Annotated in this window: 26 protein-coding genes; 19 read left to right on the top strand and 7 right to left on the bottom strand. The window is 33.5% G+C overall.

The features are described 5' to 3' along the window. Position 1: 1 nt before the first annotated feature. The 4 genes from cydB to thiD form a co-directional block, all read right to left on the bottom strand. Positions 2 to 1,015, bottom strand: coding sequence for a cytochrome d ubiquinol oxidase subunit II (cydB, locus tag CS873_RS01135; RefSeq protein WP_099974059.1), 1,014 nt, complete (start codon positions 1,013 to 1,015; stop codon positions 2 to 4). Then, positions 1,012 to 2,454, bottom strand: a complete 1,443-nt coding sequence (locus CS873_RS01130; protein WP_099974058.1) for a cytochrome ubiquinol oxidase subunit I — start codon at positions 2,452 to 2,454, stop codon at positions 1,012 to 1,014. The genes cydB and CS873_RS01130 overlap by 4 nt, the downstream gene beginning before the upstream one ends. Positions 2,455 to 2,592: 138 nt before the next feature. Next, positions 2,593 to 3,336: a hypothetical protein gene (locus CS873_RS01125; RefSeq protein WP_099974057.1), complete on the bottom strand. Its 744-nt coding sequence runs from the start codon at positions 3,334 to 3,336 to the stop codon at positions 2,593 to 2,595. Positions 3,337 to 3,365: 29 nt separating this feature from the next. Continuing rightward, on the bottom strand, positions 3,366 to 4,178 hold the full coding sequence (thiD, locus tag CS873_RS01120) for a bifunctional hydroxymethylpyrimidine kinase/phosphomethylpyrimidine kinase (RefSeq protein WP_169922474.1): 813 nt from the start codon (positions 4,176 to 4,178) through the stop codon (positions 3,366 to 3,368). A gap of 135 nt (positions 4,179 to 4,313) precedes the next feature. Here thiD and CS873_RS01115 point away from each other — a divergent pair, with 135 nt between their 5' ends. The 4 genes from CS873_RS01115 to CS873_RS01100 all read left to right on the top strand — a co-directional run bounded on the left by CS873_RS01115 (position 4,314) and on the right by CS873_RS01100 (position 10,119). Beyond that, positions 4,314 to 5,036 carry a MerR family transcriptional regulator gene (locus tag CS873_RS01115; RefSeq protein WP_099974055.1) on the top strand — a complete coding sequence of 241 codons (723 nt, stop codon included), beginning with the start codon at positions 4,314 to 4,316 and terminating at the stop codon, positions 5,034 to 5,036. Between the two features lie 124 nt (positions 5,037 to 5,160). Beyond that, positions 5,161 to 8,580 carry a hypothetical protein gene (locus tag CS873_RS01110; RefSeq protein ID WP_099974054.1) on the top strand — a complete coding sequence of 1,140 codons (3,420 nt, stop codon included), beginning with the start codon at positions 5,161 to 5,163 and terminating at the stop codon, positions 8,578 to 8,580. A gap of 175 nt (positions 8,581 to 8,755) precedes the next feature. Beyond that, on the top strand, positions 8,756 to 9,523 hold the full coding sequence (proC, locus tag CS873_RS01105; protein ID WP_099974053.1) for a pyrroline-5-carboxylate reductase: 768 nt from the start codon (positions 8,756 to 8,758) through the stop codon (positions 9,521 to 9,523). Positions 9,524 to 9,525: 2 nt separating this feature from the next. Beyond that, positions 9,526 to 10,119 carry an ECF transporter S component gene (locus CS873_RS01100; protein WP_099974052.1) on the top strand — a complete coding sequence of 198 codons (594 nt, stop codon included), beginning with the start codon at positions 9,526 to 9,528 and terminating at the stop codon, positions 10,117 to 10,119. A gap of 10 nt (positions 10,120 to 10,129) precedes the next feature. Here the strand turns inward: CS873_RS01100 and CS873_RS01095 are convergent, their stop codons facing one another. Further along, the gene (locus tag CS873_RS01095) at positions 10,130 to 10,669 is read right to left on the bottom strand and encodes a hypothetical protein (RefSeq protein ID WP_099974051.1); all 540 of its coding nucleotides are present in this window, start codon (positions 10,667 to 10,669) and stop codon (positions 10,130 to 10,132) included. Continuing rightward, positions 10,669 to 11,337: a type 1 glutamine amidotransferase gene (locus tag CS873_RS01090; RefSeq protein ID WP_099974050.1), complete on the bottom strand. Its 669-nt coding sequence runs from the start codon at positions 11,335 to 11,337 to the stop codon at positions 10,669 to 10,671. The genes CS873_RS01095 and CS873_RS01090 overlap by 1 nt, the downstream gene beginning before the upstream one ends. Positions 11,338 to 11,499: 162 nt before the next feature. Between CS873_RS01090 and rsmG the strand changes: the two genes are divergently transcribed. The 6 genes from rsmG to CS873_RS01060 are packed head-to-tail and all read left to right on the top strand — an operon-like array spanning position 11,500 to position 16,002. Further along, the gene (gene rsmG / locus CS873_RS01085) at positions 11,500 to 12,225 is read left to right on the top strand and encodes a 16S rRNA (guanine(527)-N(7))-methyltransferase RsmG (protein ID WP_099974049.1); all 726 of its coding nucleotides are present in this window, start codon (positions 11,500 to 11,502) and stop codon (positions 12,223 to 12,225) included. A gap of 23 nt (positions 12,226 to 12,248) precedes the next feature. Then, the gene (locus CS873_RS01080) at positions 12,249 to 13,025 is read left to right on the top strand and encodes a ParA family protein (RefSeq protein ID WP_099974048.1); all 777 of its coding nucleotides are present in this window, start codon (positions 12,249 to 12,251) and stop codon (positions 13,023 to 13,025) included. Continuing rightward, positions 13,006 to 13,878 carry a ParB/RepB/Spo0J family partition protein gene (locus CS873_RS01075; protein WP_099974047.1) on the top strand — a complete coding sequence of 291 codons (873 nt, stop codon included), beginning with the start codon at positions 13,006 to 13,008 and terminating at the stop codon, positions 13,876 to 13,878. The genes CS873_RS01080 and CS873_RS01075 overlap by 20 nt, the downstream gene beginning before the upstream one ends. Before the next feature lie 9 nt (positions 13,879 to 13,887). Beyond that, complete coding sequence (locus tag CS873_RS01070; RefSeq protein ID WP_099974046.1) at positions 13,888 to 14,115, top strand: DUF951 domain-containing protein; 228 nt, start codon at positions 13,888 to 13,890, stop codon at positions 14,113 to 14,115. 16 nt (positions 14,116 to 14,131) lie between these two features. Beyond that, positions 14,132 to 15,232 carry a redox-regulated ATPase YchF gene (ychF, locus tag CS873_RS01065; protein ID WP_099974045.1) on the top strand — a complete coding sequence of 367 codons (1,101 nt, stop codon included), beginning with the start codon at positions 14,132 to 14,134 and terminating at the stop codon, positions 15,230 to 15,232. Positions 15,233 to 15,252: 20 nt separating this feature from the next. Beyond that, positions 15,253 to 16,002 carry a DUF1129 domain-containing protein gene (locus CS873_RS01060; protein WP_099974044.1) on the top strand — a complete coding sequence of 250 codons (750 nt, stop codon included), beginning with the start codon at positions 15,253 to 15,255 and terminating at the stop codon, positions 16,000 to 16,002. 35 nt (positions 16,003 to 16,037) lie between these two features. Here the strand turns inward: CS873_RS01060 and CS873_RS01055 are convergent, their stop codons facing one another. Then, positions 16,038 to 16,238: a hypothetical protein gene (locus CS873_RS01055; RefSeq protein ID WP_099974043.1), complete on the bottom strand. Its 201-nt coding sequence runs from the start codon at positions 16,236 to 16,238 to the stop codon at positions 16,038 to 16,040. A gap of 90 nt (positions 16,239 to 16,328) precedes the next feature. Here CS873_RS01055 and CS873_RS01050 point away from each other — a divergent pair, with 90 nt between their 5' ends. The 9 genes from CS873_RS01050 (at position 16,329) to CS873_RS01010 (ending at position 24,691) form a co-directional block, all read left to right on the top strand. Further along, positions 16,329 to 17,015 (top strand): response regulator transcription factor, encoded by a 687-nt coding sequence (locus tag CS873_RS01050; RefSeq protein WP_099974042.1) that lies wholly within the window; start codon positions 16,329 to 16,331, stop codon positions 17,013 to 17,015. A 2-nt stretch (positions 17,016 to 17,017) separates the two neighbouring features. After that, positions 17,018 to 18,136: a sensor histidine kinase gene (locus CS873_RS01045; RefSeq protein WP_099974041.1), complete on the top strand. Its 1,119-nt coding sequence runs from the start codon at positions 17,018 to 17,020 to the stop codon at positions 18,134 to 18,136. Positions 18,137 to 18,163: 27 nt separating this feature from the next. Beyond that, entirely contained in the window at positions 18,164 to 19,378 is a 1,215-nt protein-coding gene (locus CS873_RS01040) for a D-alanyl-D-alanine carboxypeptidase family protein (protein WP_245823065.1), read from the top strand. 9 nt (positions 19,379 to 19,387) lie between these two features. Next, positions 19,388 to 20,917, top strand: a complete 1,530-nt coding sequence (locus CS873_RS01035) for a UDP-N-acetylmuramoyl-L-alanyl-D-glutamate--2,6-diaminopimelate ligase (protein ID WP_099974039.1) — start codon at positions 19,388 to 19,390, stop codon at positions 20,915 to 20,917. A 1-nt stretch (position 20,918) separates the two neighbouring features. Beyond that, positions 20,919 to 21,656: an amino acid racemase gene (locus tag CS873_RS01030; RefSeq protein ID WP_099974038.1), complete on the top strand. Its 738-nt coding sequence runs from the start codon at positions 20,919 to 20,921 to the stop codon at positions 21,654 to 21,656. A 70-nt stretch (positions 21,657 to 21,726) separates the two neighbouring features. Beyond that, positions 21,727 to 22,221 (top strand): hypothetical protein, encoded by a 495-nt coding sequence (locus tag CS873_RS01025; RefSeq protein ID WP_099974037.1) that lies wholly within the window; start codon positions 21,727 to 21,729, stop codon positions 22,219 to 22,221. A gap of 125 nt (positions 22,222 to 22,346) precedes the next feature. After that, positions 22,347 to 23,219 (top strand): metal ABC transporter solute-binding protein, Zn/Mn family, encoded by an 873-nt coding sequence (locus CS873_RS01020; RefSeq protein WP_099974036.1) that lies wholly within the window; start codon positions 22,347 to 22,349, stop codon positions 23,217 to 23,219. A gap of 3 nt (positions 23,220 to 23,222) precedes the next feature. Continuing rightward, positions 23,223 to 23,882: a metal ABC transporter ATP-binding protein gene (locus CS873_RS01015; protein ID WP_099974035.1), complete on the top strand. Its 660-nt coding sequence runs from the start codon at positions 23,223 to 23,225 to the stop codon at positions 23,880 to 23,882. A gap of 11 nt (positions 23,883 to 23,893) precedes the next feature. Beyond that, positions 23,894 to 24,691 carry a metal ABC transporter permease gene (locus tag CS873_RS01010; RefSeq protein WP_099974034.1) on the top strand — a complete coding sequence of 266 codons (798 nt, stop codon included), beginning with the start codon at positions 23,894 to 23,896 and terminating at the stop codon, positions 24,689 to 24,691. Position 24,692 lies beyond the last annotated feature (1 nt).

The raw sequence follows: 24,692 nt of genomic DNA, 5'->3' as shown, positions 1-24,692 counted from the left end.
ATTAATATTTTACCTTATCTTCTTTTGGATTAATTCTCTTTGTAAATAAAGAATATGACCAAATGAAGTAAATTGCAACAATAGGTACAAGAATACATGCAACAATTGTCATAATTGTTAATGTATAGTGTGAGTTTGCTGCGTCTTTGATCAAGATGCTGTGTGCTGGGTTAGTAGCAATCATAACACGTGGGAATAGTCCGTTGAATAGAAGAACTATAACCATTGATAGTGATAAACCACTTCCAACAAAACTCCAACCTTCGTGATCCTTAAGAACACCCCAGTATCCAATTAATGAGAACACAACGATAAGAAGTGTAATGATTAATGATGAAATTGGTCTTTTATCAAAGAAGTCTGTTTGGAAGAATACTAAGATAGCAAAGACTACTTCACCAGCAAATAGAATTGGGTAAAGGACTTTGTTAAGACTTCTAGCGCGTTCGCGTAGAGGTCCTTCCATTCTTAGACGGATAAAGTTTAGACCATGTACAAGTGAAAGAAGAACACCTGCAACACCACCAACAACTGATAGCCAGTTAACAATATCAAAGAATTTAGGGAAAGCATCTCCGTTAGCATTCATAGGAATACCTTGAACCATACTTAGAAGCATCAAGCATAGCAAGAATGGTGCCATGAAACTTCCAATGAAGAAAGTCCACATCCAAATATTCTTACCAGCATTTGTTTCAGCATGCTTAACGAATTCAAATGAAACACCACGTAAGATCAAACCTACAAGAACTAGAAGTAAAACAATGTAGTAACCTGAGAACAATGAAGCATACCAAAGTGGTAGTGAAGCAAACATTGCACCACCGGCAGTAACTAACCAAGTTTCGTTACCATCCCAGTGTGGTCCTATAGTTGACATGATAGCAACTCTTTCGTCCATATCTTTACCGATTAGACGAGTTGCCATACCAACACCAAAGTCAAATCCCTCAAGGAATAAGAATATGGCGAATAGCAAACCTATGACGATAAACCAAAATGTACTTAATGTCATTTGTCAAACGCCTCCTTTGAGAATGGATCAACATTTTCAATTGAATCCTCAATTTCGTAGTATGGACCTTGGTTTAGAGTTCTCTTTGAGTACCAAACCATTGTTCCACCAAGAATTGTAAACAATAAGAAGTAAACAATATTACTGAATAATAGTGATCCTACAGTTGAAGTAGGAGAAACAGCTTGAGCAATAGTCATTAGACCGTAAACGATCCAAGGATAACGTCCAAATTCTGTTACGAACCAACCAGCTGTTATACCAATAAATGGAACCCAGATGCAGATTCCCATGATGATAAGGAACCATCTCTTGTTTTCGATTGTGTCTTTTTTCTTTCTTGACCAGATAAGACCAAGTAGTGAAACAAGACCGATGATACCATCAACAGCTGACATTATTCTGAAACTCCAGAACAATGTCTTAGCAGGTGCATAGTAATCCATATCTTTTCCAAACTTCTTGTCGTACTTAGCGTGGAATTCTTTATTAAGAGAATTCATACCTTGTACTGAACCAGATGTCTTGTGATATGTAAGAACACTCAACATAACAGGAATATCAACTTGGTTTGAAGCCTTGTGATCTTTTGCATCGATTGATTCGATGATTGTCCAAGGAGCTGGATCATCAGTATCATTGTAGATACCTTCAGTTGCAGCAAACTTCATTGGTTGATCTTTCAACATTTGTTGAGTTTGGAAATCACCAGCGATAAGAGTAAGGATTGAGAAAATAAGTCCAACCCATAGTCCAAAGCGAAGTGATGTTTTGAAGAAGTGGTTTTCACCTTTCTTCTTCTTTAATAGTCCCCAAGCACTCATACCAGCGATTACAACACCGGCTGCCATGATAGCAGAAATGATAACGTGAGGAAATACTCTCCACAATTGTGGATTTGTAACCACGTCACCAAAGTTAGTCAATTGGATACGACCAGTTGAACCGTTGATCTTGAATCCAGTTGGATGTTGCATAAAACTATTGGCAGCAAGAATCCAAATAGCAGATAGCATTGTACCGATAGAAGTCATCCAAATCATCACTGCATGCCAACCTGGTGTAAATTTATCCCAAGTAAACATCCAAATTCCGATAAAGACTGATTCGATGAAGAAAGCAAGAAGAGCTTCAATAGCAAGTGGTGCTCCAAATACATCCCCCATGAATCTTGAATATTCAGACCAATTCATACCGAATTGGAATTCTTGAATAATACCAGTAACGATACCAACAGCAAAACTAAGTAGGAAAATTTTTCCCCAGAATTTTGTCATGTCTAGATATACTTTGTCTTTTTTGACAACGTACATAGTTTCCATTACTGCTACAAGAAATCCCATTCCGATAGAAAAAGGAACGAAGAAAAAGTGGAAAACGGTTGTCATAGCAAATTGAAATCTTGCTAATGAAACAACGCTTAATCCAAGATTTAGCATAATAAATTCCTCCCATAACATAAAATAATACTTTCACATCATTTATCATATGATTAATTAATATATTTGGCAATAGAATTGTGATATTTCGTAATAAATAATTAAAAAAAGCTAAGCGTTTTCAGCTTAGCTATAATGCTATTTCTTCTTATTCATGCGTGAACGTCTACTTTGTCTTGATTCCATTGGGTTTGAATTACTCATATTATTTGATCTGTTTGGTGCATTAAAGTTACCTTGAGGTTCGTTTGGTCTAAACCTTTGATTGTTTTGTTGGTAATTCTGAGGTTGATTATATTGATCAAAGTTATTATTTTGATATTGATTGTAATCATTATTGTTATAAGGTTGGTTTTGATAACCATTGAAGTTCTGTTGTTGACCATATTGATTTTGAGGTTGTTGAAAATTTTGTGAGTTTTGATCAAAATTAGAATACTGCATATTAGGATTTTGATTGTTATTAAATGATTGTTGACGATTACTCTGTTGAGATTCAGGTTCATCAGTAGGTACAGGATTGTTAATCAAGTCGACAATACTAATTATCAGAACAATTGCTCCTATTGCGATAGAAAGCCATGACCAAATCAATAAGTATCTAGTGTCAGGAACTCCGCCGTTGAAAAATCCAATCAAGGCTCCCAAAATTAAAATAATGAAGCAGATAACATCTGGAACAATACTATAACTACGATTTGTGATTAAGTAGATAGCACCAGAAATTATATATGTAAAAGCGATTAGAATACCTGCTGCACTACCAATAGCACCGGCGCCAATAAGAGCAGCAATAAAGCCTTCAAATCCAGTTTTTAACATCAAAACAATTGCAAGGATTAGCAAAATAATACTTGCAGAAATTTTTGTGATTCTTACCATTTTGTACCTCCAAGATGTTGTAATAATTACTATATTATATCATTTTTTATAAAATGATTGATAGGACCGTATTTGTGACCTACATCAATTACGTTTTTAATAGCTTGATATGTAAATTTTTTAGCATATTCAATTGATTCTTTCAGATTTTTACCAAGAGCTACCTGAGCGACTATAGTTGATGAAAGTGTATCACCAGTACCATTGATATGTTCCGTATCGACAAATGGTTGTGAAAACCAGAAAGATGTCCCATCTTCTAGTAGAACATAATCTTCCACGTCAGTGGTTTCATTTTTCGAATGTTTTCCTTTTATTAAAACGTTTTTTGGTCCCAACTCTTGTAAAATCTTTGCTGCATTTATAATTTCGTCCTGACTATTTAACTCTAGGCCAGATAATTTTTGGGCTTCATAGTAGTTAGGTGTTATTAAATCTGCTAGTGGGAAAAGATCTTCTATTAAGGTTTTATAAGCTTCTTGTTCTAGTAGCATATCTCCGTGTTTTGTAATAATGACTGGATCTAAAACAAAGAATCCGAATTGCTGGTCTTCAATTTGGTTTGCTACTGTTTTAATTGTATTAGAGTCAGAAAGCATACCAGTTTTAAAAGCAGAAACTTTAAAATCATCTTTTATATCTTTAATCTGGCTTTCTATAAAACTTTTAGGCATCAACATTTGATCGTGAATACCATATGAATTTCCTGCAACAGCTGCAGTTAAAACAGACATGCCGTAAACATTATTTGCTTGAAAAGTTTTTAAATCAGCCTGTATACCGGCACTACCATCAGAATCTGATCCTCCGATGGTCAACACTTGAGTAAACTCATTCATAATTAAAACCTCGATTCCATTTGTATTATATTGCTCTTACATTTGATTTTATCAGTCTAGATAAAAAAGTAACAATTTTTTATATAAAATACTTGAAATTGACGTAGCGTAAAGAATTACAATCAATTTATTGAGGAGGTGAAAGATATCAAATATTCAATTAATGAACTAGCAAAATTAGCAGGTATAAGTACACGCACTCTAAGGTATTACGATCAAATAGACCTTTTGAAACCATCTGAAAAATCAGCAGCTGGTTACAGATACTACGACGAAAATCAGGTTGATAAACTACAAGAAATATTATTTTATAGAGAATTAAATTTTAAATTATCAGAAATAATAAAAATTCAATCAGATGGCCACTTGAATAGGTCGGAAATTTTAAATGAACAAAAAGATTTATTAATAGAAGAAAGAAACAAATATGATCAATTAATTCAGTTGATTGATCAAACTATTAACAGTGAAGAAGGAGGAACTAAAATGACTGATCAACAAAAATTTGAAGCATTTAAAAAAGGTGCTATAAAAGAGAACACTGAAAAATACGGATCGGAATTAACTGAGAAGTATTCTTCTGAAGAAATCGATGAATCCAATCGTAAATTTATGAATCTTTCAGAGGAAGATTATCGAAAGATGTCTGAAGTAGAAGAAGAAATGATAAAATATCTTATCGAATATGATAAAACAAAAACACCAGAACTTGCTGAGCAGATATATTTGAAACATCAGCAATGGTTAAAATTCACAATGCCAAATTACACTCCAGCTATCTACAGAGCTATTGTTGAGATGTATATCAATGATTCTAGATTTTCAGACTACTATATCAATAAAGTTCTAAAATTTTCTTAAATATATAATTCTATTTGTGAAAAAACTATTGTATTTTCCCATTTTTCCTATATTATTTTAGTTGATGTAAAAGATGTCCTTTTATATCTTGTATATTGAAAATTAAATAGAAAGGGGAAACGGTATGTCGTTATTGAAGAAAGCTGTCGTATTTCTATCAGCTCTATCACTAGTGTTACCATTCGGTTCTTACACTACTGCTAATTTAGTAGAAGCTGCTTCACAAACTAATGAAGTTGCAAATAGTGATACTCAGCCAACAACTGATACAAGCGTTCCGTTCAGAGATGCAAATGGCATCTTTAATTCTAAAGTAGAAAAAGAGGACGGAGGCCAAGCATTTGTTACGACTATTGCACCTTCAGAAGGGAATGTGATTCAAAAAGGTGATAAATTTACTGTAAAATTTGATCCAACTAACGTTGATATTCAAAACAGTAAGGCTATCTCAGAATCAGCAGACGTTCCTTTCACCGTTACAAAAGATGTTGAAAACAATTCATTTGTTTATACATTTACAAAAGATGTAACGGGCGATAGTTATACAACAGGAATTAATATTGCTACAAAAAATGTAGCTGTTAAATCAACTGTTGTGGCTGACTTCAATGGCTCTGATGTTACTGTTTCTGATAACGAGATTCAATCTTACGAACAAGCTGTTCCAGTAAGTAATCAATCTCAAGAAACAACATCAAGTCAATCTGCTAACCAGACATCAACATCAACTAGTCAATCTGTAACTTCTTATTCAGAAGCAACTACAGAAAGTTCTACAAGCACTCAAGCAAGTTCAGATTATGCTCCAACATACTCTGAAGCTGCTCAAGCTGTTTTAGACAACACTACTATTGAAGTATCTGGTCAAGCTACTACAAATACTGATGTAACAACAGATTCTGCTGCAACTGCCTCAAGCGTTGCTACAACAGATAACTCTGCTGCTACAACAGACAGTAGTGTAACGACTGAAGCTGCTACCGATTCAAATGCTGAAACAACACCTGTTGCTACAACACAAGAATCTGCTACAGCAACTTCAGACAGTGCAGCTGCTACAGTGGCTAATAATGCTACTACAGCAACTACACAAGCTGACGCCAATAGCGAGTATATTGACACACCAAACGGTAAGCCTACTGATGTAGAAGCTACACTTACTAATGCTGTCAAAGACCAAACTACTGATGATCCTAAGGGTGAAGAAACATCTTACCAAGATTCATCAGTATATGAGGAAACTCGTGATGCAGTTTATGCAAAACTTGACGACTCAGTGACCGAAAATGAAAGGTCAGAAATCCTTAAGACTATGCCTTGGATATGGTCAAACATGTCATCTGCCGAAAGTCAAAATTCTGTATTCAAATACAGAACACTACTTTCAACAGGTAGATACGCATATGTGACAGTTGATGCAACTGCCAAACCAGATAGCGAAAGCATCTTGGAAAAGAATATGCCAGCACTTGTTAAAGTATTCGGTGAAAACATCGAATCAGATGCTTTTGACAGCGCTGTAGACATGGACGTTATGCTTAACTCAAAACTATATCAAGATTACCTTAATGGTACTTATATAGTTCCGGGTCAAGAAGTCGATCCTACTAGTGTATGGAATATCATTAAAGATCACCTTCAAATCGTTCAAGTTGATTCACAAGAAGCTGCTGGTGAGGACTCAATCGTACTTAACGGAGTTACTTATAACTCAACAGCAACATTGAACGACTACATCTCTCAACAGATGGTACAACAAGCAGCCGAACAAGCTGGTGTAGCTGACTCTAAGGATTCTACACAAACTTCAAACGGTGCAACATTGTTCTACAACATCGAAAGAGATGTATACAATTTGATGGGTAAAGCATCAAGTAATGATAAGGCTGAAATCTTATCAAGCATTCCTGAAATTTTGAACAACGTATCTAAAAATACTGCATCTGATGATACAGTAGGTTCAGTACATTCATTTGTTCAAAAAACATCTGACGGAAATGTTTATAAGATTACTCTAGATACAACAGCTAATCCATTAAGTGATAATCCTTATGAGGTTAAATTACCTCAACTTGTTAAATCATTCGGTGATAAGTTCCGTGCTGGTGATTTTTCACAAATTATTGCTTTCCAACAAATGCAGGATTCACAAGTATATGCTGATTACCTAGCTGGTAAATATACTCCATCAGGTTTAGTAAATGCTTCAACAACTACTTCAACAGGTAAAACTTCTAAGAATATGCCTGGCTTGATTTTCATTACTTTACTAGCTATTCCATTGCTTGCAATCGGAATGGGTATTCTTTACGTACTTACAGCTCCAATTTGGATTTTAGGAACAGCGCTAGTACTAGCTGCTGCACTTGTTCTAAATATTATTCCAATTATCCTGAATGCCGTTATTACAATCTTCTCACCTATCCTATTACCAATCTTGTTCTTAGGAACAATTGCTATTGCAGGACTTGGTGGATTGATTAGTTTAATTCCAATTATTAATATCATCACATTACCATTAACAATTATTGGAACTATTCTTGGTATTGGCGCTACATTATTTGTATTAGTTGACTTACTACTATGGATCCCTCGCATTATTCTTGCAGGTCTATTCATTGGTATTCAAGCAATTAAGGCAGTTGTAGCTCTTGGAATTGCAGTTGCTATTGCAGTTGCATTAGTTGGTGTTGTCTTGACATTAGGTCTATTACCAGTGCTTCTTCCAATATTTGCACTTCTATTCCTAATCGTTGCAGCACTATTTGCAATAGGAATGATTCTTTTCCTAGGTATTGCTCTACCTCTACTACTATTGGTTCTTCCTGCAGCACTTCTAATTACAGGTACATCATTCGCAGTATTCTTCTTAGCAGCTATTCCATGGCTACTAGGTGGTAGTTTAGCAACACTTATCGGATTAGCAATTATTGTATTCCTATTCATTCCAGCATTAATCGTATTCCAAATTGTTGGTCTATACTTACTAATGCTTGGACTATTTGTCTTCGGACTACCAATACTATTAGTATTCGGTACATTAGCATTTATTCTTGGATTCGCAAACATGGCACTATTCTTCCCTAACTTGGTAGCAATTGTTCTTGAAATAATTGCATTCCTAAGTTCATTACTATTACTTCTATTTATCCCAGGACTATTTGTATTTATGTCATGGCCTATCTGGGTAGCTCTTGTTATCCTTGTCGGTGGACCAATTATGATTGTACTAAGTATTCTAGGATTAATTCCAGTTGTAGGTTGGGTATTCTCAATAGTTGCTGGTATCGGATTCATTATCTTCTTCGCAGCCATTATCATTGCTATGGTAACTCCAATTATCTTAGGTACATTGATGATGACTACAGCCGTTGCTGGTCTAGCTATCCTGCTAGCTGCAATGATTGTTCTAAGTCTATTAGAAGATAAAGAAACTGTAGTTGTACCAAGTCCACAAGAACTAACTCTAAGTTGGGTACGAAAATTACACAACATCGGATTCTGGTTACACTCAGACAGAGTTTATTACGAACAATACGTTTAATATAAATTCAAAAAAACCTTTAAATCTTCAGGCTCTTTAGTTTTGCAGATTAAAGTCTTAAAAGCATTCAACATTTATGTTGAGTGCTTTTTTTGTTGCCTAAAATTATAGAATGTTTTATTAATTTAATGCTTTAAGATAAAATGTATTATAAAGATATTCAGGAGGTCATCACATGATAGGATTAATTGGCGCAGGTAGTATAGGTGGAGCTGTTATCACTGGTATAGTAGGTAGCGGATATTCAGCTAAAGATATATATGTAAAAGGTGGTAAATCATCAAGAACCAAGGCTCTCCAAGAAAAATTAGGTTTTAACATAGTCGAGGATATAAAATCACTAGAAAATTGTGAAATTATTTTGATAGGTGTTGGAGAATCAGCCTTGGGTTCTGTTTTAAAAGAATTGGAATCAATATCAGAAAACAAAATTGTTATTGCATTTACAGGATCAACTTCTGTTTCTGAAATGAAAAAAGTAATAACAAAGGCAAAAGTTGCCCATGCAATTCCTAATACACCTGTTAAAATTGGTGCAGGGTTTACGGGAATAACTTTCTCTGATGATTTTACTGAAGACGAGAAAAAACAAGCATTTGAAGTACTAGGATATACCGGACAAGTGGTCGAAGTTCCAGAAGAACAAATTGGTATATTAGGTACTGTGGCTGGTTGTTCTCCAGCATTCTTAGATATATTTATAGAGGCATTGAGTGATGCTGGTGTTAAGCACGGTCTAAATAGAAAACTAGCATACGAGGCAGCCATAGGAATGGCAATTGGCGCAGGTAAACTAGCAATGCAATCAGACTCAAATGTATCTGCTTTGAAAGATGAAGTCACTTCTCCAGGTGGTTCAACAATTCGTGGAGTTGCTGCTCTTGAAGAATATGGTTTTCGTAACGCTATAATAAAAGCAGTCGATGCAGCAGAAGGTGAATAATTATGAATAGAAACAATGCTTACAGAATTTCTATATTAGGAATATTAAGTGCAATAATTTTTATACAGACTATGGTTCCATTTCTGGGATTTCTACCAACAGGTTTTGTTAATATAACGATAATTCATATAACGGTTATTGTTGCGGCTATTGTTTTAGGCCCAATTGATGGTGGTATAGTAGGACTGGTTTGGGGTATTGGAACAATTATCAGAGCCTGGACTAGTCCAACAAGTATTATAGATACGACAGTATTTACTAATCCCTTTGTAGCGATTATTCCTAGAATTTTAGTTGGTTTAATTGCAGGATATATATACTTAATTTTCAAAAATAATGGCAAGCATAAAATTTTTGGAATGGGCTTAGCTTCTGCAGTTGGATCTTTAACTAATACAGTTTTGGTTCTAGTTTTGATGAGATTAATGTATGAAAGTACTTTAGCTAGTGCATATGGAACACGGGTTTCGTCTCTTAATGCTGTATTGCTAGGTATAGTAGGTGTTAATGGAGTTCCTGAACTTATTGCCGCGGTGATAATAGCTCCCGCGATATCAGTTGCAATTTTGAAGAGTAATAAATTTTTAGACAAATAAAAAAACCAATCTATTTAATAGATTGGTTTTTTCTTCTATTCAATGATTTCTTAATATCAGGGTTAAAGAGTCTCAACCATAGAGAGTAAAAATAAGATGAGAATCCTGATAGAGCTAATATAAACCAAGATGAATCATTTCCAAAATGTTTAAATTTGAATAGGTCTAAAGTTATTTCTTCACTCAATGTTTCCAATATATTTAATCTGCCTACTTTAAACCAAATTAATATGAGTTCAGCGATGAAAATGACAATCCATCCTAAAAGATAAACATAACCACCTTTGATCTCTGTAGCTGGACGATTATATTTATCTTTATCAGGAAGAGTTATTGTTTCGGTATGTTTTGCTTGAATATAACTTACAATTGCTGAGATTACTAAGATGACAAGTAAATATAAATTATTGCTGACGCTGGGTTTGAAACTAAAGATAAACATGATTATTGAATAAACGGGAATAATAAGTAAGTATATTCTTTTAGTTTTTTCAAATTCAAACTGTTTCTTAATGAAGTAAACAATTAAAAGAAGTAATACGATATTCATTATTCAGAGACTCTTGTTTTGTGATTTTCAATAATTTTTTCTACAAACATATTGGCAATATTTTCATTTTTAAGAAGTGGACCATGTGAGTAACTACCAAAAGTATTTTTGTAGCGTAATCCTTCATTACCATCCTCAGGATTATTTCCATAACCTTGAACCATTTTTCCAAATGCTTCTACTGTTTCATTATCATCAAAGTAAGTTCTACCTGAATGATTTTCAAAAGCTCTGGCAATTCCCCATGGAGTTTCAAATTCGGTATCACCAATCATTCTACTGTCAGCTTTGAAAACTGTGTGTATAGGTAAAATGTTTAGACATTGGATAGTATCACCACCAATGGTTTCATAATAGGTACCTAAGAATTGGTATCCACCACAGATGCCAAGCATTGGACGTTCATCCTCTATGTAGTCTTTTATTGTTTCGCGATGACGCATGATATCTTTGGCAACAACAGTTTGTTCAAAATCTTGCCCACCTCCGAAGAATAAGAAGTCATAGTCAAAGGCATCGAAAACGTCAGTATCTATACTGATATTGTCAACTTGAGTATCGTAACCTTTTTCTTTTAGAAGATATGACAGAATTTTAACATCACCACTATCACCATATGTATTCATTAGATCTTCATATAAATAAGCAATTTTAATTGTTTCTGCCATGAGTATTCTCCGTTTTTTTAAATTAATAAATCAATTCTATCAGACTTTTAAAGTTAATGGTATTTAATAGGAATAACTTGTCTCATCTATTGAAAAAAAGGCATTTTTAATATACGATTGTATGGTGTGAAACATATATTGTTACACGACTGGAGGATGATTATGACACCTGAAGAATTTCGAAAAAAATTGTTAGAAGATGGTATCGAAATCAGCGACCACCAGCTAGAGCAATTCGAGATATATTTTAAAGAATTAGTAGAAACAAATAAGGTTATGAATCTTACTTCGATAACTGAAAAAGATCAGGTTTACTTAAAGCATTTTTATGATTCCATAATTTTAGGAATTGTAAGCCCTGATATATTGTCGGGTAGTATGACATTATGTGATGTTGGATCTGGTGCAGGTTTCCCATCAATTCCTTTAAAAATAATCAATCCACAGTTAAAGATTACGATTATCGATTCATTGAACAAGCGTATCAAATTTCTTGATAATTTAGTTAATAAGTTAGGTCTAGAAGATGTTAGTCTAGTCCATGCTAGAGCCGAAGAATTTGGTAAGAGTGATGCTAGAGAGTCATTTGATATTGTAACGGCGAGAGCTGTTGCAGCTTTGAATATTTTGGCAGAATTTTGTTTACCTTTGACAAAAGTAGGCGGTAAGTTTGTTGCGCTGAAAGCTGAAAAAGCCTCTCAAGAAATTGAGGAAGGAAAATATGCTGTCGATCAATTAGGTGGAGAAATATCCAACCAGATAGAAATAGCATTACCAAACAATGAAGGTATTCGAAACATTTTATTCATAGATAAAATTAAAGAAACACCGGCAAAGTATCCTAGAAAACCAGGAACACCTGTCAAGAAACCATTAACAGCAAATTAAGATCTGATTTAAGGGGAAAAAATATGGTATTAACAATTGCAATCGCCAATCAAAAAGGTGGCGTTGGAAAAACAACTACAACAATAAATTTAGGTGCATGTCTGGCAGATTTCGGTCAAAGAGTATTGATTATTGATGTCGATCCCCAAGGTAACGCAACTAGTGGTTTAGGCGTAAAAAAGGCAGAAGTTGAGAAGGATATCTACGATGTTTTAGTTAACGAATATCCACTTGAAGATGTCATCATCAAAACAAAGCACAAAAATTTAGATATTGTTCCTGCAACTATTCAATTAGCTGGTGCTGAGATGGAATTAACATCTATGATGGCACGAGAAACTCGTTTGAAGAGTGGATTAGAAAGAGTTGAAAATGATTATGATATTGTTTTAATTGATTGCCCACCATCATTAGGACAGTTATCTACCAATGCTTTCACTGCAAGTGACTCAATAATTATCCCAGTTCAAAGTGAATATTATGCATTGGAAGGTTTAAGCCAACTATTAAATACTATTCGTTTAGTTCAAAAACACTTCAATAAAGATTTAGCAATTGAAGGTGTCTTGATGACAATGTTGGATGCACGTACAAACTTGGGTGCCCAAGTTGTCGAGGAAGTTCAATCTTACTTCGAAGATAAAGTTTATAAAGTAATCGTACCTAGAAATACAAGATTAGCAGAGGCACCAAGTTATGGAATGCCTATTGTTGATTTTGACGATAAGTCAACAGGCGCCGAAGCATACAAAAAATTGGCTGAGGAGGTTATGAAAAATAATGGTATCAAGCAAAAATAATAAAGGTCTTGGAAAAGGTATTGATGCAATTTTTTCTGATTTTGAAGCAATTGATGAATCATCAGAAACTGTTCAAAATATAAAAATTGATCAAATTCGCCCTAATCCATATCAACCTCGTAAAACATTTGATGAAGACGCATTAAATGATCTTTCAAATTCAATTAAAGAAAATGGAATATTTCAACCAATTATTGTTCGTGAAAGTGTCAATGGTTATGAAATCATTGCTGGTGAAAGAAGATATCGTGCTAGTAAGATAGCAGGTCTAAAAGAAATACCTGCGATTGTTCGAGTATTATCTGAAACAGCAATGATGGAAATTGCTGTTTTGGAAAATCTTCAAAGAGAAGATCTAACTGCACTTGAAGAAGCTGAAGCATACCAAACACTGATGGATAAATTGAATTTAACACAAGACCAAGTTGCCACAAGACTAGGTAAGAGTAGACCATACATTGCTAATTATTTGCGTCTGTTAAATTTACCAGATAAAACACAAAAACTTGTTCAAAATGGTGTACTTTCAATGGGTCAAGCAAGAACATTATTGAGTTTAAAAGATCCTGAACAAATCGATGCTCTAGCTCAAAAAGCCGTAAAAGAAGATCTTACAGTTCGCCAGCTGGAACAATTAGCAAGTGATGCAAAAAGTAATAGCGTAAAAGTTCGTAAGAGAAGCATTACTAAATCACCATTTGTTCGCGAAACAGAATCAAAACTTGTTGAAAAATTTGATACATCTGTTGCAGTTAAGGAATCACGTAACGGTCGAGGAAAATTAGAAATTGATTTCAATAATATCGATGATTTAAACAGAATTTTAGATATTCTTGGTATTAAATTAGATTAGGAGAGTAGTATGTATGAATTAGGTGACTTAGTTCAGATGAAGAAACCTCATGCATGTCAAACTAATCGTTTTGAAATTATCCGCTTAGGTGCAGATATAAAGATAAAATGCATGGGTTGTGGACATATAGTTATGATTCCACGAAATGATTTTTCTAAAAAATCAAAAAAAGTTTTAGTAACTTCAAAAGAAGTTGATACATCAAAAGAAGAACATTATTTAATTATTAATAAATGAGAAATGAGGAATTACTATGGCTCTTACAGCTGGAATCGTTGGATTACCAAATGTTGGTAAATCAACACTTTTCAATGCTATTACAAAAGCAGGTGCGGAAATGGCAAATTATCCTTTTGCCACTATTGATCCAAATGTTGGAATGGTTGAAGTTCCAGATAAAAGATTAGCAAGGATTGATGAAATAATTCCTGCCAAAAAAATTATCCATACAACCTTTGAATTTACTGATATCGCCGGTATTGTTAAAGGTGCTTCAAAGGGTGAAGGTTTAGGAAACAAATTCCTAGAAAATATTCGCCAAGTAGACGCTATAGTACACGTTGTACGTGCTTTTGATGATGACAATATTACCAGTGTAACTGGTGTTGTTGATCCATTAGATGATATTGAAACAATCAATAATGAGCTTGTTCTGGCTGATTTGGAAAGCGTAACGAAGCGTTATGATCGTGTTGAAAAAGCAGCTCGTAGTAAAGATAAAACGGCTGTTGAAGAATTTGAAGTACTAAAGAAAATTAAACCTGTTCTTGAAGAAGGAAAACCAGCACGTAGTATTGATTTTTCAAAAGAAGAGATGCCTATCGTTAGGGGATTATTCTTATTAACAGCTAAGCCTATTCTTTATGTTGCTAATATTGCAGAAGAAGATATGGCAAATCCTGAATCATCAAAATATTTCAAAATTGTCGAAGATTATGCAAAATCTGAAAATGCACAAGCTATTGGAATTTCAGCTCGTACTGAAGAAGAAATTGCATCACTTGATGATGATGAACGTGAAGAATTTCTTGAAGCAGAAGGAGTTTCTGAATCTGGATTAGACAAGTTGATTCGTGCATCATACAAATTACTAGGTCTAAGAACATTCTTCACAGCTGGTGGTAAAGAAACACGTGCTTGGACATTCCACGAAGGTATGAAAGCTCCACAAGTTGCCGGAGTTATTCACTCTGATTTTGAGAGAGGATTCATCCGCGCTGAAGTAACTTCTTTTGATGATTTAGATAGTTATGGAAGTGAACAAGCTGTCAAAGAAGCTGGAAGACTTCGTGTTGAAGGAAAAGAATACGTTGTTGAAGATGGCGATATTATTGAGTTTAGATTTAACGTCTAGAATACTGAGAGGGAACTTTAATGTCTGATGATTTAAGAGAAAAGAACAAAAAAGCTACAAATAAACAAAAAGAAAAAGTCGAAAAACGTGAAAAAAGTGTAGAAACTGAGGAACAAATCTTAACTACTGACGTTTCAGATTTACGCAGTAAATTGACTAACAAAAACGAAGAGTATGTTTTCAAATTAAATAAAACTCTCGTTAATGATGGCTTTACTGAAGATGAAGCACAACAAGTTATCAATGAATTGATTCCAGAGATAGTTTCTAATCAAATTAAAGGTATCCCTGCTAATCAATTGTATGGTCCTGTATCGCAAAAAGTTAATGACATTGTTCATCCAACAAAACCAGTTAAGAAATCACCATTCTGGGCATTGGGTTTGGATACATCATTATTATTCTTAGCATTGTTTGCTATTATGTACGGAATAATGGGATTAATGACTAAACAAAGTGCAAAGCAAGGACAACAAATGGGTGTTGTTACATTGTTAATTCTTTCAGGTATGTGGGGTTACCTATTAACATGGGTTAACCAACAAATGAAGAAACCTAAGTCAGAGCGACCACGACTAATGGTTACAATAGGATATATGTTAGTTGGATTAGTAGTAATGTTTGGTGTATTGGCACTAACAAGTGTTGTTCCATCAATGTTTAATCCTGCGCTTAACGGAACATTCTATATAGTAATCGCTGTTGTTGCTTATGGAGGACGTTTCCTATTTAGAAGACAATTCGGAATTACAGAACGAGGATTCATCTAAAATAAAAAAGATTCTACCTTTAGGTAGAATCTTTTTTATTTAACTCTGAAAAATTGCACCACAGAATATAATGCAAAACCACCACAGAAGATGTTTAGTAGATTTGTAGTCCAAATCATACGAGTGCTGTTTGCAAATTCAGGTTTTTTTGCCATTTCGTAATGAACAAAAAATAGTACAATTATCGAAAAGATAAAAATTAATATGAATCTGATTCTCTTTTTTAGATATTCCATTACTTTCTCTTTCATGACTATTTTTAATCGGGATTAGTTTATTGTATAATATTAACATATTGTGAAATTAGTGACTATTGAGGATATAATATGAAAATTTTAGTAGTAGACGATGACAAAGAAATTGTAGAACTTCTAAGTATCTACATTAAGAATGAAGGATACGAACCAGTATCTGCAAATTCTGGACAAGAAGCATTGGAAAAACTTGCAGAATATAGTGATATTTCTTTGATGATCCTAGATATTATGATGCCTGAACTAGATGGTATTAGTGTTGTTAAAGAAGTAAGAAAAAATTCACAAATTCCAATCATTATTGTTTCAGCTAAGACAACTGATATGGATAAAATCCAAGGTTTGATTACTGGTGCCGATGACTATGTCACTAAACCGTTCAATCCTTTGGAAATCATGGCTCGTGTGCGTTCATTGTTAAGACGTAGTGAACAACAATCGTCTAAGAATGTTCCTGACAAGTTAGAGGTAGGACCCATTACTATATTCAAGGATTCTCATGAAGTAGTTACATCTTCGGGTGTTAAAGTCCAACTTACAGCACTTGAATTTGGAGTATTGTATTTATTGGCAAGTCACCCAAATCGAGTATATTCAGCAGATGAGATTTTTGAACGTGTTTGGAAACAAGAGTCAGTTGTTTCAGCCAAAACGGTTATGGTTCACGTATCACATTTGAGAGATAAAATAGAAGAGGCAACAGACGGCGAGAAAGTTATTGAAACTGTCTGGGGCGTTGGCTATAAAGTGGAGGTTTGATTTTGAAAGAACGAATCAAACTAACTTCAAGAGAAAAAGGTGTCTTGCTATTCCAAGGAATAGGCACCTTTCTTTTGTTTCAAATAATTAATTTACTACTTATAGGAATTTCATATTCATTTTTAATGCACAATGGTTTTAGTGGTGTAATAGATGCTATTGGCTATATATTTGGTCGCATCTTCAATTCGGTTGACACTATATTATGGTTTTATTTGATAGAGATTATCGAAATACTATTATCACTACACGTTGCTAAAAAAGCTTATAATCAATTCGAATTAAGTCGTGTGGCAGATACAGTACTTGAGATAACTTCAGGTAATACATCAAAGAGACTTGATTTTAAAGTGAACAGAAGCTTACAACCTGTTGTAGAAAATATCAATGAGTTAGTTTCTAGTTTAAATGAAAATATTCGTGAGCAAAAAGAATCTGAGAATAGCAAAGATGAATTGATTGCCAATATTAGTCATGATTTGCGTACACCTTTGACATCGATCATTGGATACTTAGGTCTAATTGAATCAGGAAATATTGCTGATCAAGAACAATTTTTCAAATATACACATGTTGCTTACAAAAAATCATTGGAAATGCAAAACTTAGTTAGTGCTCTTTTTGAATTTGGTAACTTGCAAAGTAAGATGAGCCAGTTAAATGAATCAGAATTTGATATGACACAAATGTTAGATCAATTATCGGCTGATTTTGAATTAGAGGCTAATAAGCGTGGCATTGAAATTGATGTATCAACTGAACCAGAAAGTATTATTATGCAAGGTGATACAAATAAGTTAGGCCGTGTATTTAACAATTTAATAACTAATGCTTTAAAATATGGCGAAGGTGCTACTCATTTATGGCTAAGCGCCAAACAGTTAGATGATGAAATCGTAGTTTCAATTTCCAACAATGGAACTCCAATTCCTGATGAATCTTTACCACAACTATTTAATCGATTTTATCGTGTTGAAGATTCTCGATCAAAAGAAACTGGTGGATCTGGTCTAGGATTAGCAATTTCTAAAAGTTTGGTAAAAATGCATGATGGTAACATTGAAGTGAAATCTGATGAACATATGACATCATTTATTATTCATTTTCCAATTACAAAATAAATTTTAGTGGGAGTTAAAATGTCAAAGATGATGAAAAAAATCGCAATTATTTTTACCCTCATGGTAATGATCTTTCCGATTATTAATGTAAAACCAGCTAAAGCAGCAGAAGAAATCTCTGAAGCGTCTGCTGCTATGGTTTTTGATCAAAAATCTGGGCAAATTTTATATTCTGAAAATCCCGATAAACAAGTAGCAATTGGCTCAATTACTAAGATACTTACACTATATTTGGTCACAAAAGCTATTGATGAAGGAAAAATAAAATATACTGATAAATTAACACCAACAAAGCAACAAGCTGATATGACTCAAAAAGATGAATTATCAAATGTTTCACTTAAAACTGATCAATCATATACAGTTAAAGATCTTTATGATGCTGCTTGGATTGTTTCATCTAACTCGGCAGCGATGATGTTAGCTCAAAAAGTTTCAGGTAATCAGGCTGATTTTGTAAAAGAAATGCGCAAAACTCTTAATGATTGGGGAATTAAAGATGCAGAAATCAATAATGTTTCTGGATTGAACAATTCTGCATTGAAAAATGGGATGTATCTTGGAAACAAAGATGGCGAGAATAAGATGACTACCAACGATCTAGCCATCATGACAAAACATGTTTTGTCAGAGTACCCTGAAATAACTAAGACTACATCTAAACAAAAATTCGCATTCTCAAATGGTAAAGATACTCATACCTATACTTCACTTAATCTATTGCTAAAAGGAAATCGTGACTATCAAGAAGGTTATGAATTTGACGGATTGAAAACAGGAACAACTACCCAAGCAGGTGATTCTTTTGTAGGTACACTTCCATTCAAAGGTCGTCGATTGGTAACAATTGTTATGGACGCTAAAGGAAATAGTGATAATCTAGACAAAAGATATCGTAGCACTCAAACATTGATGAGATACGTAAATGAAAACTATGTTTATAAAGATGTTCTGAATAAAGATCAAGAAGTAAAAGTATCTGCAAGTCAAAGCTATAAATTAAATCAGAATATTGGTTTATGGATTAAAAATGATGTTAATACTGCAGCACTAGAATATGGTGTTTCTAAAACGGCATTAGGTTTTAGAACAAATACCGACAAAAAGATATTACCTACAAATTTAGAATATGGTTTCTTGCCTGAAAAAAATGTTGCCAAAAAAGTAACAACTAAAAAAACTTCTACACCACATAAATCTTGGTGGGACAGTTTTCTAGACTTTTTTAAAAACCTATTTTAGGAGATAAAGATGAATTTAAATATTGAAGAAGCTCTTAATTTATTAAGTGAACATGATTTGATTGTTGAACAAAATATCTCTGATAAAAATCAAAATTTAAGCAACGTTAGTTACAATTCTTTGGAAGATCAAACTAACGGTGCTTTTTTTTGCAAGGGAACAACTTTTAAAAAAGAATATTTAGAGGGTGCTATCTCTAATGGTGCCAAACTTTATGTTGCTGAACAAAAATATAGTGACAAAATCGATTATATTATCGTTAAAGATGCTCAAAAATCTTTAGCTTTATTGAGTGCACTATTCTATGGCAATCCAGAGCGTAGCTTATCTATCACAGCTTTCACTGGGACCAAGGGTAAGACTACTACTTCATATTTTATCTACAATATTTTAAATCGTACTTATCCTAATAAAGTTGCACTATTTTCTACTGTTGATAGAATTGTGGGACCAAAACCAGAGGATAAATTTAAGTCTGATCTTACAACTCCAGAATCTCTCGAATTATTTAGAGATATGCGAACAGCCGTTGATAAGGGAATGACCCATCTCGTTATGGAAGTATCTTCTCAAGCATACAAACGTTACCGAGTTTATGGCTTGCAATTTGATATTGGGGGATTTTTGAATATTTCACCAGACCATATTGGTGAAAATGAACACCCTACTTTTGAAGATTATTTGAACTGCAAGAAGCAGCTTCTAATTAATTCAAAGGTAAATATTATCAATTCTGAAACTAACGAATTAGAAACAGTCAAAGAAGCAGCACTACAAACTAGTTCTGATGATAATGTTTATTTATATGGACGTAATGCTGATGAATCTGATGTTATTTTTGAAAGTAAGGAAGCCACATTAAGTGATTCAATTTTTGATGTAAAATCAGTTACAGAAAAGGCAAGTAAACTAGACTTAAATGGTGAATATAAATTAAGTTTAGTTGGTGACTTCAATGAATCTAACGCTACTGCTGCAATAATTGCAGCTAAAATTGAAGGTGCAAGAAACGAAGATATTTTTAAAGGGTTAGTAGAGACGCAGATCCCTGGCCGCATGGAACATATCAGTACAAAAGATCATGGGGATATTTTTGTTGATTACGCACACAATTATGCATCAATGAAAGCTTTGATGGATTTTTTGAAGACAGAGTATCCTGATTCAAAAATAACTGTAGTAGTTGGTTCACCTGGTAATAAGGGAATTTCAAGAAGGAGTGGTTTTGCTAAAGTTTTGACGGAACTGGCTGATCAAGCAATTTTGACAACAGATGATCCGGGATTCGAAGATCCTGCTGATATTTGTCGAGAAATTGATTCTCAGATTGATCATTCGCAAGTATCAGTTAAAACAATTCTTGATCGTAAAACTGCCATCAAGGAAGCAATTTCAAACAATAAGCCATCCAATATAGTTATTTTAGCCGCTAAAGGTAGCGATCCTTATCAAAAAATAAATGGTGTGGATACTCCTTATGAAGGTGATACGCAAATAGCCAAAGATTTTGTGGCTGAATTGGAGAACAGAGGTATTTAATATGGAACAATTCTTTACAATTATTGGTGGTATGGGAACTTTAGCCACAGAAAGTTTTATCAATCTTTTGAATGAACGGACTCCCATTAAAAAAGATCAAGATTACTTGAACTATATATTAGTAAATCATGCTACAGTCCCTGATAGAACAGAGCATATTATGGATCATAGTAAACCAAGTTTCTTACCTCCATTACTGGAAGACATCAAACAACAAAGTTTACTTAAACCTGAATTTTTTGTCATGGTATGTAATACTGCTCATTATTATTACAAGGAATTGCAAGAAGTTACAGATATTCCATTGATTCATATGCCTAATTTAGCTGTTTCTTCTATAAAGAAGAATTATCCATCAGCCAAAAAAATAGGTCTTATCGCAACTAAAGGAACTATTGCGGATCATATATATGAAGATGAACTTAAGCAAGCTGGCTATGATTATTCATTGGGTGATCAAGAAGTTCAAGATCAAGTTGAAAGTTTAATTTATGATGACATAAAAGAAAATGGACAGGTTGATTCTGAAAAATATTACGGAATTTTAAGAGTGATGAAAGAAAAATTTGATTGCGATGCTATTATTTTGGGATGTACAGAATTATCATTTGCCCAAGCAAAGGCACCAGATCACGAATACGCTGTTATCGATGCACAGAGTATAATTGCAGATAAAACAATAGAATTAGCCTTAAAGATTAGAAATAAAGAAGTTATAGATTTCGAAAGTATTTATTAAGGTTTCTTGTAAATTAGTTCATCTGTTTATAGATTATATATAATGGTTTTACAGAGAGGGGGTAGTGACTATGTTTAAGAAGCTATCATACATTGCAATTATTTTGTTGGGAGTAACAGTAGCTGGTTGTTCAACACAAAAAGATACAGAGTCTAATAACCACGCGACAGATGTTGCCACAGCAAAGAAATCAAATGATAACAAACCTAGTTCATCATCTGATAATTCAAAGAACAATAATGAGAGCAATGATACTGCAAAATCTGACGATGATTCTAAATCAACAGATTCTGCAAAAAACACTAACTCATCAACTACAACTAGTGCAAAGACACAATCTACTAGTTCAAACCAATCAATAACCACTTCTGATCAAGCTATTACCTACTTAGCAGATCAATTACAAAACACATATGATAGATCTACTTCTCAATATCTAGCAAACGGACAAACTACATTCAATGGTTTATCAGGTTACCAAATCAATATTTATTCAAAAAATTCAGATTCTCCATTAGGAAGTTATGTTGTTTCTTCTGACGGTAGATATATGCAAATCTGGTAGTAAACTTGCATTTTTAAATTGAGTCTGATAACATTTTTTAAGACTTATATATTAACTACCAACAAAGAGACTAGCATTTTTGCCTAGTCTCTTTATTTTTTTATATTAGTATTTGGAGGAATGGGATGAAAAAGTTAAGCTTAATTTTAGTTTTAACATTTATCATAATAATTAGTGGTTGTTCTGCAAAGAAAACGTCAAATCAAAAAATCATTACAACCACTGTTAATACTTATGTTGAACCAGTCAAAAGTATTGCTGGCGATAAGTATAAGGTAGAATCAATTATTAAATCAGTTAATGTTGACCCACATAGTTTTACAACTACAATCAATGATGCTAAGAATGTTTCAGATTCAACTTTAATTGTTGCAAATGGACTAGGTTATGATGATTGGATCAATAAGCTAATTGATTCTAATAATAAATCAGGCAACGAAATCAACTTGGCAAGTGGTGTTCTTAAGAAAAAGAATGGTCAAAATGAACACGTTTGGTTTGGTGTTAACAATGTTTTAAAATTAAGCGAAGCTGTTAAAAATCAACTTTCAAAACGTGATCCTAAAAATAAAGATTATTATCAGTCTAACTATGATAAATATTCAAAAAAATTAGGAAAATTAACAACTAGAGAAGCTGATTTAAAGGAAATCACAAAAGGTAAGAAAGCATATATTACAGAACCTCTTCCATATTATTTGTTGAGAGATTTAGGAATTTCAGTTGAGAATGAGCATTTTGCCAAAGCAATTGAAGATGATACTGATCCATCTGTAGAAGATATTCAAAATATGGAAGATGGACTTAGGAATGGCAAGGTTGATTTTTTAATTGTAAACAAGCAAGTAAGTAGTGGCATAGTTACAAAGATGACCAAAATTGCCAAGGAAAATAATATCCCTGTAATCTCATTTACCGAGACACTACCAAGTGATATAGGGTATTATGAATGGATGAACGGAAACTTAAATCAAATAGAAAAGGCAGTGCAAAAATAAGTCGTGATTGAAGTAAAGAATTTATCAAAAAAATTCGGTCAACAACTGGTCTTTGAAAATGTTAATTTTTCAATTAATGAAGGTGAATTTGTTAGTTTAGTTGGTCCTAATGGATCAGGTAAAACTACTTTAATTAAAATGTTGATGGGTTTAGAAAAGAAAACTAGTGGTGAAATCAAAATAAACAAATCTAGCGAGATTGGATATGTTCCGCAATTTCGTAATATTGATTTGGATTATCCTTTGGATATTAAAAATTTTGTTACATTAAACCAAAAATTTTCCTTTTTAAAATCTCAAAGAGACCAAAATAAAGCTAAGCTTAACAATATTCTCAATAAAACTCATCTAACTGATTTGCAGTCTCGTCCCTTGGGATTAGCTTCAGGTGGTGAGAAGCAAAAAGCTTATTTGGCACAAGCACTAATTAATGATCCTAAAATTTTGATATTAGATGAATCCACAGCCAGCATGGATGTGGATGTAAAGTATCAATTGATGGATCTTGTTAGTGAATTAAATAAAAAGGAAAATATCACAGTTCTTTTTATTACTCATGACTATGATTTAACAAAGAAGTACACAAATCGTGCGTTACTTTTTGAAAATCATCAGATAAATAGTGTTGATGTGAAATCTATATCAGAAGATATGTTTGAGTGAGGGTCGGATAAATGTTTGCTTACGAATTTATGAGAGATGCTTTTATTGCTAGTACTTTTATCGCAATAACTGCTGGTATAGTTGGAGTTTTTGTTGTCTCACGGAATATGTCATTTTTGACACATACGTTATCTGAGATTGGGTTTGCAGGTGCTAGTTTTGCTATCCTGATAGGAATTTCACCATTGATAGGGATGATTTTATTCACTTTAGTCAGCTCCATTGCAGTTGGAGGATTAAGTAGTGAGTCTTCTAGAAGAGAAGCTTCAATTAGTTCGATATCATCACTATTCATTGGATTAGGAATATTGTTCTTGTCTTTGTCTTCAGAATCTAGTTCTTATGCTACTAATATTCTATTTGGAAGTATTGTAGGTATTGATAACAGTGAAGTTACTCAGTTGATCTTATTAGCTGTATTTGTAATTTTAATTTTTATTATCTTTTATAGAAAATTATCATTCGATTCGTTTGATCATGTTGGTGCTAAGGCAAGTGGATTAAAAACCAAATCTCTCTCAGTCATTTTCTTAGTAACACTGGCTTTGAGTGTAAGTATAGGTGCCCAAGTTGTTGGTTCTTTATTGGTATTTGTCTTGTTAACTTTACCAGGAGCAACAGCAAAATACCTGGTACATTCAGTACCTAAATTAATAATGGTTTCAGTTGGATTATCTTTAGCAGGAGTGTGGTTGGGATTGTATCTAGCCTTTGTTACAAATTGGCCAGTAACATTCTTTATCAGTACTTTTGAAGTAATTGCCTATTTCCTTGGATTAGGATACAAAAACTGGAAATTAAGTCATTAGG

This window comes from Companilactobacillus metriopterae, from assembly GCF_002762335.1.
In the GTDB taxonomy this organism is placed as follows: Bacteria; Bacillota; Bacilli; order Lactobacillales; family Lactobacillaceae; genus Companilactobacillus; species Companilactobacillus metriopterae.
The sequence above is the reverse complement of the archived record's forward strand: the minus strand, read 5'-3'. Positions and strand labels throughout refer to the sequence as shown.

Excerpts from the sequence above, each read along its gene's own strand:
- cydB (WP_099974059.1), bottom strand. The coding sequence starts at position 1,015 with ATGACATTAAGTACATTTTGGTTTATCGTCATAGGTTTGCTATTCGCC.
- CS873_RS01130 (WP_099974058.1), bottom strand. The coding sequence starts at position 2,454 with ATGCTAAATCTTGGATTAAGCGTTGTTTCATTAGCAAGATTTCAATTT.
- CS873_RS01125 (WP_099974057.1), bottom strand. The coding sequence starts at position 3,336 with ATGGTAAGAATCACAAAAATTTCTGCAAGTATTATTTTGCTAATCCTT.
- CS873_RS01110 (WP_099974054.1), top strand. The coding sequence starts at position 5,161 with ATGTCGTTATTGAAGAAAGCTGTCGTATTTCTATCAGCTCTATCACTA.
- proC (WP_099974053.1), top strand. The coding sequence starts at position 8,756 with ATGATAGGATTAATTGGCGCAGGTAGTATAGGTGGAGCTGTTATCACT.
- CS873_RS01100 (WP_099974052.1), top strand. The coding sequence starts at position 9,526 with ATGAATAGAAACAATGCTTACAGAATTTCTATATTAGGAATATTAAGT.
- CS873_RS01095 (WP_099974051.1), bottom strand. The coding sequence starts at position 10,669 with ATGAATATCGTATTACTTCTTTTAATTGTTTACTTCATTAAGAAACAG.
- CS873_RS01090 (WP_099974050.1), bottom strand. The coding sequence starts at position 11,337 with ATGGCAGAAACAATTAAAATTGCTTATTTATATGAAGATCTAATGAAT.
- rsmG (WP_099974049.1), top strand. The coding sequence starts at position 11,500 with ATGACACCTGAAGAATTTCGAAAAAAATTGTTAGAAGATGGTATCGAA.
- CS873_RS01080 (WP_099974048.1), top strand. The coding sequence starts at position 12,249 with ATGGTATTAACAATTGCAATCGCCAATCAAAAAGGTGGCGTTGGAAAA.
- CS873_RS01075 (WP_099974047.1), top strand. The coding sequence starts at position 13,006 with ATGGTATCAAGCAAAAATAATAAAGGTCTTGGAAAAGGTATTGATGCA.
- CS873_RS01070 (WP_099974046.1), top strand. The coding sequence starts at position 13,888 with ATGTATGAATTAGGTGACTTAGTTCAGATGAAGAAACCTCATGCATGT.
- ychF (WP_099974045.1), top strand. The coding sequence starts at position 14,132 with ATGGCTCTTACAGCTGGAATCGTTGGATTACCAAATGTTGGTAAATCA.
- CS873_RS01060 (WP_099974044.1), top strand. The coding sequence starts at position 15,253 with ATGTCTGATGATTTAAGAGAAAAGAACAAAAAAGCTACAAATAAACAA.
- CS873_RS01055 (WP_099974043.1), bottom strand. The coding sequence starts at position 16,238 with ATGGAATATCTAAAAAAGAGAATCAGATTCATATTAATTTTTATCTTT.
- CS873_RS01050 (WP_099974042.1), top strand. The coding sequence starts at position 16,329 with ATGAAAATTTTAGTAGTAGACGATGACAAAGAAATTGTAGAACTTCTA.
- CS873_RS01040 (WP_245823065.1), top strand. The coding sequence starts at position 18,164 with ATGATGAAAAAAATCGCAATTATTTTTACCCTCATGGTAATGATCTTT.
- CS873_RS01035 (WP_099974039.1), top strand. The coding sequence starts at position 19,388 with ATGAATTTAAATATTGAAGAAGCTCTTAATTTATTAAGTGAACATGAT.
- CS873_RS01030 (WP_099974038.1), top strand. The coding sequence starts at position 20,919 with ATGGAACAATTCTTTACAATTATTGGTGGTATGGGAACTTTAGCCACA.
- CS873_RS01025 (WP_099974037.1), top strand. The coding sequence starts at position 21,727 with ATGTTTAAGAAGCTATCATACATTGCAATTATTTTGTTGGGAGTAACA.
- CS873_RS01020 (WP_099974036.1), top strand. The coding sequence starts at position 22,347 with ATGAAAAAGTTAAGCTTAATTTTAGTTTTAACATTTATCATAATAATT.
- CS873_RS01010 (WP_099974034.1), top strand. The coding sequence starts at position 23,894 with ATGTTTGCTTACGAATTTATGAGAGATGCTTTTATTGCTAGTACTTTT.